14 protein-coding genes are annotated in these 12,274 nt (G+C 32.1%); 3 read left to right on the forward strand and 11 right to left on the reverse strand.

Going from position 1 to position 12,274, the window contains the following annotated elements:
• Positions 1–262: 262 nt before the first annotated feature.
• The 5 genes from EG242_RS12130 to dnaK all read right to left on the reverse strand — a co-directional run bounded on the left by EG242_RS12130 (position 263) and on the right by dnaK (position 4,139).
• Positions 263–1,189, reverse strand: coding sequence for a HipA domain-containing protein (locus EG242_RS12130; RefSeq protein WP_124900129.1), 927 nt, complete (start codon positions 1,187–1,189; stop codon positions 263–265).
• On the reverse strand, positions 1,182–1,517 hold the full coding sequence (locus EG242_RS12135) for a HipA N-terminal domain-containing protein (protein ID WP_124900130.1): 336 nt from the start codon (positions 1,515–1,517) through the stop codon (positions 1,182–1,184). Before EG242_RS12135 ends, EG242_RS12130 begins: the two co-directional genes overlap by 8 nt.
• On the reverse strand, positions 1,517–1,720 hold the full coding sequence (locus EG242_RS12140) for a type II toxin-antitoxin system Y4mF family antitoxin (RefSeq protein ID WP_124900131.1): 204 nt from the start codon (positions 1,718–1,720) through the stop codon (positions 1,517–1,519). The genes EG242_RS12135 and EG242_RS12140 overlap by 1 nt, the downstream gene beginning before the upstream one ends.
• A 182-nt stretch (positions 1,721–1,902) precedes the next feature.
• Positions 1,903–2,172, reverse strand: coding sequence for a DUF6630 family protein (locus EG242_RS12145; protein WP_124900132.1), 270 nt, complete (start codon positions 2,170–2,172; stop codon positions 1,903–1,905).
• Positions 2,173–2,246: 74 nt separating this feature from the next.
• Complete coding sequence (dnaK, locus tag EG242_RS12150) at positions 2,247–4,139, reverse strand: molecular chaperone DnaK (protein WP_124900133.1); 1,893 nt, start codon at positions 4,137–4,139, stop codon at positions 2,247–2,249.
• 260 nt (positions 4,140–4,399) lie between these two features.
• On the opposite strand from dnaK, the gene EG242_RS12155 reads away from it, so the two are divergent.
• The 3 genes from EG242_RS12155 (at position 4,400) to EG242_RS12165 (ending at position 7,762) form a co-directional block, all read left to right on the forward strand.
• Positions 4,400–5,821: an L-serine ammonia-lyase gene (locus tag EG242_RS12155; RefSeq protein WP_124900134.1), complete on the forward strand. Its 1,422-nt coding sequence runs from the start codon at positions 4,400–4,402 to the stop codon at positions 5,819–5,821.
• A gap of 43 nt (positions 5,822–5,864) precedes the next feature.
• Complete coding sequence (locus EG242_RS12160; protein WP_124900135.1) at positions 5,865–6,257, forward strand: hypothetical protein; 393 nt, start codon at positions 5,865–5,867, stop codon at positions 6,255–6,257.
• 344 nt (positions 6,258–6,601) lie between these two features.
• Entirely contained in the window at positions 6,602–7,762 is a 1,161-nt protein-coding gene (locus tag EG242_RS12165) for an SH3 domain-containing protein (RefSeq protein WP_158608869.1), read from the forward strand.
• 44 nt (positions 7,763–7,806) lie between these two features.
• Here EG242_RS12165 and EG242_RS12170 read toward each other — a convergent pair whose 3' ends face one another.
• From EG242_RS12170 to EG242_RS12195, 6 genes are all read right to left on the reverse strand, one after another.
• On the reverse strand, positions 7,807–8,919 hold the full coding sequence (locus EG242_RS12170; RefSeq protein ID WP_124900137.1) for a DUF4369 domain-containing protein: 1,113 nt from the start codon (positions 8,917–8,919) through the stop codon (positions 7,807–7,809).
• Positions 8,920–8,933: 14 nt separating this feature from the next.
• A complete protein-coding gene (locus tag EG242_RS12175; protein WP_124900138.1) occupies positions 8,934–9,344 on the reverse strand; it encodes a hypothetical protein in 411 nt (136 codons plus the stop codon).
• 73 nt (positions 9,345–9,417) lie between these two features.
• On the reverse strand, positions 9,418–10,002 hold the full coding sequence (locus EG242_RS12180; RefSeq protein ID WP_124900139.1) for a helix-turn-helix domain-containing protein: 585 nt from the start codon (positions 10,000–10,002) through the stop codon (positions 9,418–9,420).
• Between the two features lie 71 nt (positions 10,003–10,073).
• Positions 10,074–10,274 carry a hypothetical protein gene (locus tag EG242_RS14855; protein ID WP_124900140.1) on the reverse strand — a complete coding sequence of 67 codons (201 nt, stop codon included), beginning with the start codon at positions 10,272–10,274 and terminating at the stop codon, positions 10,074–10,076.
• Between the two features lie 139 nt (positions 10,275–10,413).
• A complete protein-coding gene (locus EG242_RS12190; RefSeq protein ID WP_158608870.1) occupies positions 10,414–11,130 on the reverse strand; it encodes a T9SS type A sorting domain-containing protein in 717 nt (238 codons plus the stop codon).
• 353 nt (positions 11,131–11,483) lie between these two features.
• Positions 11,484–12,143, reverse strand: coding sequence for a hypothetical protein (locus tag EG242_RS12195; RefSeq protein ID WP_124900142.1), 660 nt, complete (start codon positions 12,141–12,143; stop codon positions 11,484–11,486).
• Positions 12,144–12,274: the final 131 nt, after the last annotated feature.

Here is a 12,274-nt window from a genome sequence, read left to right on the forward strand (position 1 = left end):
TTTACTTCTTCAAAAATAACCATATCTGAATATCAAATAGTTATATATATATGGTACATATAAGATACAAAAAAAAGCTTATATTTATTTAAGAGTCAGAATTTTACACTCAAAACAACATAACTATTATCGCTATCTAAAGTAACATCAATAATAATTTATAACTTACCCCTTAACTAATTATTATACGTTTAACTAGTACTAATTGCAATAAAGTAATAGTACAAATACATACATTTTTGTTTACATAAAATAAAGCTCTTTATAAGTCAATTTGTTTTATTTTACTTTCGTAAATACGAAAATACTCTTTTTTGTAATCTTCGTTCAAAAGACTTCTGTCGATCATATTTTGAACTTGATTTATTTGCTTAGAGAAGTCTTTGTAAATATTATCTCTAACCGTTTCAGATAGTTCTAAACTCATTGCTAATTGATTAAAATCTGAACGTTTTATTTTTCGTTTACGACCACCCAAAGTTAAAGCCAAATCTTCTTTATCGTCTGGAAAAATCAAGTTCACATTCAACAAATCATAAGCAGGTGAAACCAAGATACCTTTATCTGTATGCATTAACGAAAAGTTTTTTAAGTGCATATCGTTATTGCCTGTTAAGAAAGAAAACAAGACCAATCTAAAATATTTGATAGCATCTAACCCTGAATTGGTAGTATACTGTTTGATGATTTTCCCCACTCGTTCGTAAGAACTTTTATATTTTTGTTCGGTTAGTAATTCCGATAACTGACATAAATCTTCTACGTGAATTTTCTTACCATTCGATCGATCGAAACGCTTGGTGATATAAGCTAGTTCACCTGTTGAAGTTCGAATTAAAGCATGTTGAGCGGTATCAATTTTAAACAACTTGGCTAAGTGCATCGTTAGATCTTCCACCTCGGGCATAAAAGAAAATTCAGCAGATTGTGGCTTTAGAATATAGTCTCCCCATAAACCAACTAAAGTTAATCGCTTATTACCTTGATCCTCGTTTAAGCTCAATGATATTTTAGGTTGAACACCAGTTAAGGCCAATCGTTCGTTAACCGTAATTTCCGCTAATTGATTTAATTTCTCTTGATCTAATTCTAGAGTAGGAACTTGCGTTGTTTTAAAGAATTTTTTAGAACATTTCGAATGATATTCACCTGTTTCTACCGATTGATAACAAAATAAACAATTAGTCATATTTTTCCTCCTCCATAGGATATACAGATACGGCACCAATGGTATCTCTGCACAAATTGATTAGTAATTCAAAACGATCTCGAGGATTTAACTTCCAATGTTTTTCGCCTATTTCAAGTAACCAGCCTTCAGGAATTAAGCCATCAAAAAATGGAAAAAGAACCTTGCTATGATAAGGTTGTTCCGTTAGTGGTAAGGTTAAACTAATTGATTTTGAATTCGATTTTTCCAAATATTCCTGTTCGTACTGAAAAGAATATCCGTTATCGCCTTCAACTAAAACACCCGCCAATTTATCTTGAAAATATATTTTTGCTTGACGTACCATTATTCACGAGTTTTATCAATTACCCCTACTTCTTTCCCAAACAAAGCCAACACGTCATTCACTTTGTCTAAACGAAGTGTTTTCTTTCCTTGTTCTAAATCACGAACAAAACGCAAACCTACACCAGCATTTAGCGCTAAATCTTCTTGAGTTAGCTTTAATTCTTTTCGTTTTTGTTTTACAAATAATCGTAATGAATGCATAACTATACCTTTTATGGTATAAATATACTAAAAAATTTTAAAACATACCTCTTAGGGTATAAAATTTTAAAAAGATAAAAAAATATACCTTTTGAGGTATAAAAATACATCATATTGAATTAAAGATTTACTTTAACTTTATGATAAAACACATCGTATTAGCGTGATACTAAAGAAGTAAACTAATCTATTTCATAATAATCAAAACCAATGATTTGGACAGCTTCATCTATACAATCAATTGCTTCAATTTTATGAACAAATAGTACATATTCATCTGATTCTGTATCAATACATCCTATTTGTAAGCCATAAGTTCTTAAACAATCATCGTAATCATTTAAAACATCTGCTGAAGATATGGAAGTGTCTGCGCCATAAACTTCTGAATTGGGTAAGCTTATAGAAAGTCCAAAATGTTTTTGAACCGCACGATCTATAAAGTATTCCAAATCGTTTAAGTCCTGTTATAATAAAAAACCTCAAACATTGCTGTTTGAGGTTTTTCCTAGTTATTAAAAATATATTATTTTACTTCTTCGTAATCTACATCTTGTGTAGCATCGGCACCGTCTTGGTTTGGTTGTGCTTGTTGTGCGCCACCTTGTTGTGCATCACCTTGTGCTTTGTACATTTCTTCAGAAGCTGCTTTCCAAGCTTCGTTAATTTTATCTAAAGCTGGAGTAATTGTATCTACATCACGTGTTTCGTAAGCTTTTTTCAACTCTTCTAATGCACCTTCGATGTTTGATTTGTTACCGTCTGACAATTTATCACCAAACTCTTTTAATTGTTTTTCGGTTTGGAAAATCATTCCGTCTGCCTCGTTTAATTTATCAGCAGTTTCTTTCAATTTATTATCTGCTTCAGCATTAGCTTCTGCTTCTTTTTTCATCTTTTCAATTTCTTCCGGAGTTAATCCTGAAGAAGCTTCAATACGGATATCGTGAGATTTTCCTGTTCCTTTATCTGTAGCCGATACTTTAATGATACCATTTGCATCAATATCAAAAGTAACTTCAATTTGTGGAACACCACGTTGTGCTGGTGGTAAACCATCTAAATGGAAACGACCAATTGTTTTATTATCATTCGCCATTGGGCGCTCACCTTGTAAAACGTGAATTTCTACCGATGGTTGGTTGTCTACTGCTGTAGAAAACACTTGTGATTTTTTTGTAGGAATGGTTGTATTCGATTCGATTAACTTGGTGAATACACCACCCATTGTTTCAATTCCTAATGATAATGGTGTAACGTCTAACAACAATACATCTTTAACATCACCAGATAAAACTCCACCTTGAATTGCTGCTCCTAAAGCTACAACCTCGTCTGGGTTTACTCCTTTCGATGGTTTTTTACCAAAGAATTTTTCTACTTGCTCTTGAATTACCGGAATACGTGTAGATCCACCTACTAAAATCACCTCATCGATATCAGAGATTGATAAACCGGCATCGTTTAACGCTTTTTTACATGGTTCCATTGAACGACGTACTAAATCGTCTGCTAATTGCTCAAATTTCGCACGTGTTAAAGTTTGCACTAAGTGTTTTGGTCCTGTAGCAGTAGCTGTTACGTAAGGTAAATTTATTTCTGTTTGAGCCGATGATGACAATTCAATTTTTGCTTTCTCTGCAGCTTCTTTCAAACGTTGTAATGCCATTGGATCTTGACGTAAATCTACACCTTCTGCACTATTAAATTCGTTTGCTAACCAGTTAATAACTACTTGGTCAAAATCGTCACCACCTAAATGTGTATCTCCGTTTGTAGATAAAACTTCAAAAACGCCATCACCTAATTCTAAGATCGAGATATCAAATGTACCACCACCTAAATCGTAAACTGCAATTTTCTTGTCTTGTCCGCCTTTATCCAAACCGTAAGCTAAAGCTGCAGCAGTTGGTTCGTTAATAATACGCATAACTTCTAAACCAGCAATTTGCCCAGCTTCTTTAGTTGCTTGGCGTTGTGCATCGTTAAAATATGCAGGAACCGTGATAACTGCTTGTGTAACTGTTTGCCCTAAGTAATCTTCGGCAGTTTTCTTCATTTTTTGAAGCGTCATTGCCGATAATTCTTGTGGTGTATATAAACGTCCGTCAATATCAACACGTGGTGTATCGTTATCACCTTTAACTACTTTGTACGCACTATGTGATAATTCTTTTTGTATTTCAGAAAATTTTTCTCCCATATAACGTTTAATAGACGCTATGGTTTTTGTTGGGTTAGTAACTGCCTGACGTTTTGCAGGATCACCAACCTTAATTTCGCCACCTTCAACAAATGCAATTACAGATGGTGTTGTTCTTTTACCTTCTGCATTTGGAATAACCACTGCTTCGTTACCTTCCATTACTGCAACACAAGAGTTGGTAGTTCCTAAGTCAATTCCAATTATCTTACTCATATCTTTAATATTTTATTTTGTATTTTATTGTTTTGTGATTTGTTCACGGTTTCTATTAGTCAATTGTTGTGCCTAAATTAAAAAGTATAAAAAAATGTCAGAATTCACAAAAACAAAATGACATCCTGTCAGAATTTCAAGAATAAAGCAATAATATTAGTGTCAATTTTCACTAATAAGAAACATTTGTCATATCCATCAATTTTTTTAAAAGGATATTTATTTTGTCTATCTTCGCTTTATTAATTGTTTGAATTATTATGGAATGTATTTCGGTTTTTGATATGTTAAAGATTGGCGTTGGCCCATCGAGTTCCCACACATTAGGACCTTGGCGTGCTGCCGAACGCTTTATTGCGGAATTGAAAGATCTAAATATTTTTGATAAGGTTCAAAATGTAACGGTTGATTTATACGGATCGCTTTCGTTAACCGGAATTGGCCACGCTACCGATTTAGCGGTGATGCTAGGTTTAAGCGGTGCCGATCCTGAATACGTTCCTATTGATGATATTTCGGGAATTGTAGATCAAATTAAACAAACAAATTCCTTAAACTTAGGAAATTCTGTTCAAATACAGTTTAACCCAACCGAAAGCATTGTTTTCAATAAAAACTTTTTACCTTTTCATGCCAACGGTTTATCGTTCACGGCATTTTATGAAAACAAAGAATATGTATCAACTTTCTACTCTATTGGTGGTGGATTCGTTGTAAAAGAAGAATCGGCAGAAAACGTAGCAAATGACGAAATTAAAGCTACATTTCCTTTCCCTGTTGAGAAAGCCGATGAACTTTTGGCATTCTGTAAACAAGAAAACAAGTCGATATCAGAATTAGTTTACCAAAACGAATTATCATTGCGTTCTCCCGAAGAAATCGATCACGAGTTGATGCGTATCTGGAATACCATGCTAGAATGTATTTATACAGGTTGCCACACAGAAGGTACCTTACCAGGTGGATTAAATGTGCGTAGACGTGCGTATGACACCTATCAAAAATTAAAAGGCGATTTACCTTATAACAATCCTCAAGAATGGCTACAAACCATTCGTAAAACAAAAGTTTATTTCCGTCAGATTTTAAAATGGGTAAGTTGTTTTGCATTATCTGTAAACGAAGTAAATGCTGCATTAGGTCGTGTGGTTACTGCACCCACCAACGGAAGCGCAGGTGTAATACCTGCCGTTTTAATGTATTATTTAGTAATAGAAAATCATAAAGCGGGCGATAAAGAAATTAAACAGTTTTTAATGGTTGCTGGTGAAATTGGTTCGATCTTTAAAAAAGGAGCAACTATTTCTGCAGCAATGGGTGGTTGCCAAGCCGAAATTGGCGTATCGTCTGCAATGGCTGCCGCGGCATTGTGCGAATTAATGGGTGGAACGCCTGAGCAGGTTACCGTTGCTGCCGAAATTGCTATGGAACATCATTTAGGTTTAACGTGCGACCCAATTGGTGGTTTGGTACAAATTCCTTGTATAGAACGCAATACTATGGGCGCTATAAAAGCCATAAACGCTGCCGAACTAGCTTTAGATACCGATCCTAAAAACGTAAAAGTTCCGTTAGATAAAGTGGTGAATACCATGTGGCAAACCGCGCAAGATATGAACAACAAATACAAAGAAACAAGCGAAGGTGGTTTGGCAATTGCCGTGAACTTAGCAGATTGTTAGTGAAAATTTTTACTTTTTTAATCCGATGCACTAAAAACCACTTATGAAAGAAGAGCAAATAATTTACGCATTAAAAAACGGAGATCCTATAAGAATTCTTGGAGATGATATTGCAAAAAATTATGAAATTAAAATTAAAAATGATAAAAAATTAAACCTAAGTACTTTAAGGATTTGGAGATTATATGAAGATTTATATATGGATCTTAAAGACCATAATGAAAATATTATTTATTCTATACCAAATGAAAAAATTCGTTTAAAAGTATGCCTAATTGGAGATGAGGCTAAAGACTTTTTTTATAAGATGATTAATTTAAGTGAATATCCATTTTTTGAATATGAATTAAAACTAGGAGATTATCACTTAAAAAAAGGAATTTTTGAAGAAAACAATCAGATCATAGCTTTTGATTTTACAAACTCAAATTTCTAAACTAAAATATGCTCATCTCATGAAATAGCCAGAATTTACTTAAAGGTTGACTTAGAATGCAGATACTTTGAAATTAATTATTTCACTATTAATGATATATCAAAAGATATAACTATAGCAATTTATGAAGATGATATAACCTTGAATTGTAATACACACACTGAAGTTCTAGAGTTTGCATTTGAATATGCTTGTAGTAATGACTATTTACCTGAAAGATTTAAAATTGGATCAACAAAAGAAATATCAAAAGAAATATATTATCGTTTAAAAGGTTATATTTAAATAAATTAAGGAATCGCTGTAGATATAACTGATCATTAATTAAGAATATGAAAAAGCTAATGATATTATTTTTATTGGCAGGTTTGTCGGTAAATGCACAACGCAAATACATATCTACTCCCACAGTTGCATACAACAACGAAAAAGGATCAAAAGCTGTTGGAATTTTTCTACGTGGTGCGCAAATAGATTCGTATGAATTTCTTCAAGACAAATATGTTTATAAAATTAATACTCCATACACAGGAACAATTTTTATTACAGATACGTACTATGTAAAAGATCGTTTAAACGCCAGTGACCATTACGAAAAATCGCCTGCAGTTGTTGTAGAAAACGATGAATATTACGGATCGCCTCATTTATTTACCACAGTTGCAAGCTTAAAAGTCCGTGAATTACCTAATAGTTCGGCTGCCGTGGTAGGAAATTTATTAAATGGAACACCTGTTGCTATTTATTATTATCCATACAATGCAGAATCTTGGATTCCGGTTCAGATTAATGATAAAAAAGGATACATTCCTGTAAAATATGTTGGCAAACGACCAGAGTTATCAGATTTAAAAAATCAATACAATAAAGCACAGACTTTAGAAGATCAAAAGAAATTTGCCGAACGCATTTTAGAATTGGGCTGGAATAGCAACCAACGTGAAAACGAAGCGGCTTTGCGTTTGTATGCCGAATTTGCATCAAAAAACAATCAGCTGGAAGTTGCCGAGATTTGTTTATTGCAAGCTGATGTTTTGAAAAATATTCCAAAAGATGATTTTAACCTTCCGATTAAACTACAGAAGGAAAAGCAGTTTGGCTTCACAATAAATAATGAAATAGAACCTAAAAAAGGATTTAAAAAATCATTTTTAGAAAGTAATTTAGGAAAAATTAAAAATCAATACACTGATTTAGACGATTGTGCTTTGGGCGATTATCAAACCAATGTGTTTTTTGGTTCGGTAGAATGTATCGGGCACGATGTAAACAAAACCTACCACATAAGATCTATGGAAATGGTAAACGCCAACGGTTTTAAAATTAAAAATACGTATTTAAACAATCATTCCACAGTTGCTGAATTTCTTAAAGTTGGCAAGGGATTAATTACTTCGATTGATCCGTTGACCAATTCGTATTATATAAACAATGATTATATGACTTATGAATTTCAGTTTAAAAATGACCGCCTTGTTAAAGTAATGGTTATTTATTATTGTTAAAAAAGAAAAACGTGCTATTAGTTAATAACACGTTTTTAGAATAATTACTTACCAAAATGTTGTTCTAATTTTTGCTGATGAATCAATGCTCCAGACCAACGATCTATTAATTTTCCTTCATTATCAAACAATAAAAACGTAGGTGTTCCATTTTCTTGGTATTGAATATAAGTATCAGTATTAATAAAATCTTCTGCGTAAACTATCGCCCAATTACTTGTACTATACGCACCAAATTGTTGGTAAGTAGCTGCATCAGGACTTTGCAATACACTAACAACTTGTAATTTTTCTTTATTTTTTGTTAGCTCTTGTGTAATTTCGAACGCTTGCCTACTGCTTGGACAGCTTACTGATGATAAATCAATTAAGACATGTTCTTTATCCTGAGTAAAATGATCGCTTAATTTTTCTGCTTTTAAATCTTTATCTAAAACTGCTATATCAATAAAGCTGTCGCCTTTAGTTAAACGTTGGCTTTTTGATGCTAATAAATATTTCTTTCCTATTTCGGTTTGCTTTTGTTCAGCATTCATTTTATTATATACCGCTTTATAAAACGTTTTATCAAAAGCAGTGGTATTATATGGCAACAAAGTCCAAGTATAAGCATTATCAAAATTGTTTAAAATAAAATCTGCTTCTATTTGTTTTAATTCAAACGCAAGTTTACTTCCTAATCCATTTTCTCCAACATATTTTTCTTGCACTTCAGGTTTTTGCCATTCGGGTGTTTGTTGCAATGCAATTATTTCTTGCTTGAATGCTTCTCCTTTTTTGTGTAAAGGCATTTGCAATTCATTTAGTTTTTCTTTTGCAAAATGGTGTTTAGAACCGTTAACTTTTACCTGGTAAGGAAAATCTTCTTTAGCTGCTGTAATTTGCAAGGTTTCATCGGCTACAAATAGTCCTGTGAAATAAGGCTGATTATTATCTACAATATACATCATATAATTTTCCGGTGTTTCAGAAACTTCCGCAGATAGTTCTACTTTACCTTGTGTCAATGTTTTGTAGGCAATAGGTGTTTGTCCGCTAATTAAATATACTACGGCGGTATCAGAAAAACCAGTAAGATTTGCTGTTATTTTTATTTCGCCCGCAATGGCTTGTATTGTTGCTGTTAACAATGCTGCTAAAACTGTAAGCTTTTTCATTTTAAGTGTTTTAATTATAATTCTTTTAATGTTAGGTATTTATTTCGACCGATAGTTAGATAATATCCCATGATTGCTAAAATTGGAATAAACAATAATGATGTGTATTGAAAATCAATCGTTATATATAAAACAATATGTACTAAAGTGATGAAAGCAATGAAATAAACAGAAATTAGCCAATGTTTGGCGGTGTAATTCTCCACCTTAAAATTAACCACATCGGTTTCTTTTAAATTTACGATTACATCTTTGCTTCCTGCCCAATCAATTTTGGTTGAAACGGTATGTGTACCCGGACTAACATTATATTCTTTTATTTCGCCTTCTGAAATAATTCCTACTTCTTCGCTATTAATAAACACTTTATAGTTCCGAACTTTGTCTGCAAAGCCACTTCCTCTTTGAATTTTTATTACTGCCATAGTTGTTTAAATTTGTTTTAGCAAAAATAGAACACAGCAATATCAAATAATTGTAAAATTGAGACATTCAATTTTAATTTTCTAAAAAATACCAGTATAAATCTTCATTATCAATTTGTTTTATTTTTGGAAGCAACGTTTTGGGTGTTTCGTTGGTAATACTTTTAAAATGTTTTATAAAATGCGACTGATCGTAATACATATTATAAAGCGCCACATCAGTTAAATTTGTCAGCTCTTTATGCCTTATGGCATAATTTAACGAATTGCGAAACAGAACCATTTTTTTATATTCCTCAATTGTGGCAAGGGTATGTTTTTTAAAAAGACGAAGCAACGTTTTTCTGTTTTTGTTCGTTATTTGTTCTAATTCTGAAATTTTAATTATTCCGTTAGATTTGATAATTTCCTTAACAGCTTTTTGTAATTCGTTTTCTTGAAAAGGTTGAATTATTGACAACAAAGCATTCTCCACAATTTCTAGTTTTTGTTCGGCTGATGAATCGTCGGTTAATTCTGATAGTATTTCATGAAAAAGTGGATTCAAAGATATTTCTTGAATCTGCTGCGTTAACAATTCGTTTAAAGGTTTGTCTATAAAATGATTTATGCCTAACGGATAAAAAACAATTCCAATTTTATTAAAAACGCCATTCATTTCAATATAATATTTTTCTTTTGAATTGATGGTATAAAGAACAGTGAGTTTTTCTATATTATTAGAAGAAGTTATTTTAGTTCCTTTATTTTAAAGTTTATTAAAATATCATTTCCCCGATAAACCGTTAAAGCATGCAGGTAATTAGGATAAAAATAGAACGACTCGAAATGCTGTTCATCTGTAGATGTATGAAAATAATAATAAGCAACCAATTTTTTTAGTTGCTCGTTTTGTGGTTTTAGTGTTATTAATGCAGTTCGTTTTTTCACCTTTTAAAGATACAAAAATCTAATGGAAACAGCTATTATATAGAATTTTCATTTCCCGAAATCACTAAAAATAAAAAACCGACAGTGACTAAACACTATCGGAATTATGTAATTTAAATTATTGATTTTATATTACTATTTACTTTTTTACAAACTTAAAGGTTGATTGATCTATTTGTAACAGATAAACCGCTGCAGGAATTTCGGACACGTTAATTTTATTATGTTCTTCACTTATCATTCCCTTTTTTACAATTTTACCGTTTACATTATAAATTGTATACTGTTTAGTTTCGGTTAAATGATCAAAAAACAAGAAATCGGTTGTTGGATTTGGGTACACTTTAACGACATCAAACAAATTATCCTGAGCACTTGCATTTGTTGCAGGCGTAAAACGAAAAACAGTTCCACTTGCAGGATATCCTGTAAATCCATAATTATCAAGCGTTACCTGACTTGAGTCTGTATATTCGCCCAACAGCGGATTTTGTGCATCATTATATAACATACACACGAAAGCTCCTGAAGATGGTTCGCCACCAAACCCAAAATGGGTAACAGGTTCTTCGTTAGGATAATTATAGGTGCTTAAATTATGATCTCCAATACGGTATTCAATAACATTTGAACCTTCGTACAACCAAATTTGTAAATTTAAATAATGCGTATTTGCAAAATAAAAATACCTTTCAACGGCTGATCCAGCATTCTTAAACTGCATTTTAAAAATACGGTTTCCTGAAGTTCCTTCTACTTTATAGCCAACTGGCGATATAGATGTAGCGGCATTTGCAGCACTTTTGTCGGCAATACCAATACCTGTACCATAAAGTTCCACTTCGCTCGTACTCATACTAATCAAAGAAATATTAGCACCATCAAACATAATAAATTTGTAATTAACTCCATTTATATTAAAGTTAAACGGCAAAGTATAGTCCCAATATAAACCATTGTTTACGTTATGTTTTTGCCAAGGCTTGTTGTTGTTTATACTAATTGGGCTAACCAAATCGGTATAAGTAGCTGTTTACTTACTAAAGGTATAAAAAGGTTGTGCGTTGGCTAATAAGCCAATAAACAGTGTAATTAGTAATGTAATTTTTGTTTTCATAGTTTTAATTTTAAAAAATAGTGTTATATCAAGCAATATTTTAGTTATTCTATATTAAAATGTTTATTTATTTTCTGACGATTTAGAAAAAATTATTTAATAAAATTGGTGATGCGTTCAGTTTTTTCCCTTTGATGCGACCAACCTAACTTTTGAATTTTACTATGTAAATCCATAATATGGATGCGACCAAAAACAACAACAATTTTTCTTGCAGAAGATTTTTCTATTTTATCCAACAAATAATGATCTCTAATTCTATTTAAAATATAGTACTCCTTGCTTTCATCTACTTTACTGCATTTATACTTTTTCCCCAATAGTGTAGTGCTATCGCAATCGTTCAATATTATTTTACCAAAACGCTTTTCAAATAGTTCGATCATTTGTTCCAGGTACAAATCTGCATGATGATCTGTTTTGTAATTTACTCCGTAATCTACTTCAGCTTGTGAAACATATTTTGCTTTTTGTAGCGATTTAAAAGACTCATTTTCGCTATCCATATAATCCATAAGTGCAAATCCGGTTACCTGACGAAATTTTCTCATCAAAAGATCTAATTGTAAAGAATCCGTAACTTTTGAATCAATTGATTCGTAAAACACTTGGTAACCATCACTGCGCAAACTGTCTATTTTTCGTTTGGTCATTTCATAAAATTCTGGTTTGTTCACATGAATCATTGGAACGGCTGCTACTTCTCTGTCCTCTTTTTCATAATAACCGATAGCAAATGATTTATTAGCCATATTAATTCCATATTTTGTTAACGGGCCTTGTGCATTTACAATCCATGAAAGCAATAGAAATACTAGTGATACCCATAGTGCATTATTAAACGAGATTAATTTTTAGGTTGTTAATATTTCTGTCGAATACA

This window comes from Paenimyroides viscosum (genome assembly GCF_003858535.1).
GTDB classification, from domain to species: Bacteria; Bacteroidota; Bacteroidia; order Flavobacteriales; family Flavobacteriaceae; genus Flavobacterium; species Flavobacterium viscosum.

Coding starts and splice junctions, on each gene's coding strand:
- EG242_RS12130 (WP_124900129.1), bottom strand. CDS start 1,189: ATGACTAATTGTTTATTTTGTTATCAATCGGTAGAAACAGGTGAATAT.
- EG242_RS12135 (WP_124900130.1), bottom strand. CDS start 1,517: ATGGTACGTCAAGCAAAAATATATTTTCAAGATAAATTGGCGGGTGTT.
- EG242_RS12140 (WP_124900131.1), bottom strand. CDS start 1,720: ATGCATTCATTACGATTATTTGTAAAACAAAAACGAAAAGAATTAAAG.
- dnaK (WP_124900133.1), bottom strand. CDS start 4,139: ATGAGTAAGATAATTGGAATTGACTTAGGAACTACCAACTCTTGTGTT.
- EG242_RS12155 (WP_124900134.1), top strand. CDS start 4,400: ATGGAATGTATTTCGGTTTTTGATATGTTAAAGATTGGCGTTGGCCCA.
- EG242_RS12160 (WP_124900135.1), top strand. CDS start 5,865: ATGAAAGAAGAGCAAATAATTTACGCATTAAAAAACGGAGATCCTATA.
- EG242_RS12165 (WP_158608869.1), top strand. CDS start 6,602: ATGATATTATTTTTATTGGCAGGTTTGTCGGTAAATGCACAACGCAAA.
- EG242_RS12170 (WP_124900137.1), bottom strand. CDS start 8,919: ATGAAAAAGCTTACAGTTTTAGCAGCATTGTTAACAGCAACAATACAA.
- EG242_RS12175 (WP_124900138.1), bottom strand. CDS start 9,344: ATGGCAGTAATAAAAATTCAAAGAGGAAGTGGCTTTGCAGACAAAGTT.
- EG242_RS12180 (WP_124900139.1), bottom strand. CDS start 10,002: ATGAATGGCGTTTTTAATAAAATTGGAATTGTTTTTTATCCGTTAGGC.
- EG242_RS12190 (WP_158608870.1), bottom strand. CDS start 11,130: ATGAGTACGAGCGAAGTGGAACTTTATGGTACAGGTATTGGTATTGCC.
- EG242_RS12195 (WP_124900142.1), bottom strand. CDS start 12,143: ATGGCTAATAAATCATTTGCTATCGGTTATTATGAAAAAGAGGACAGA.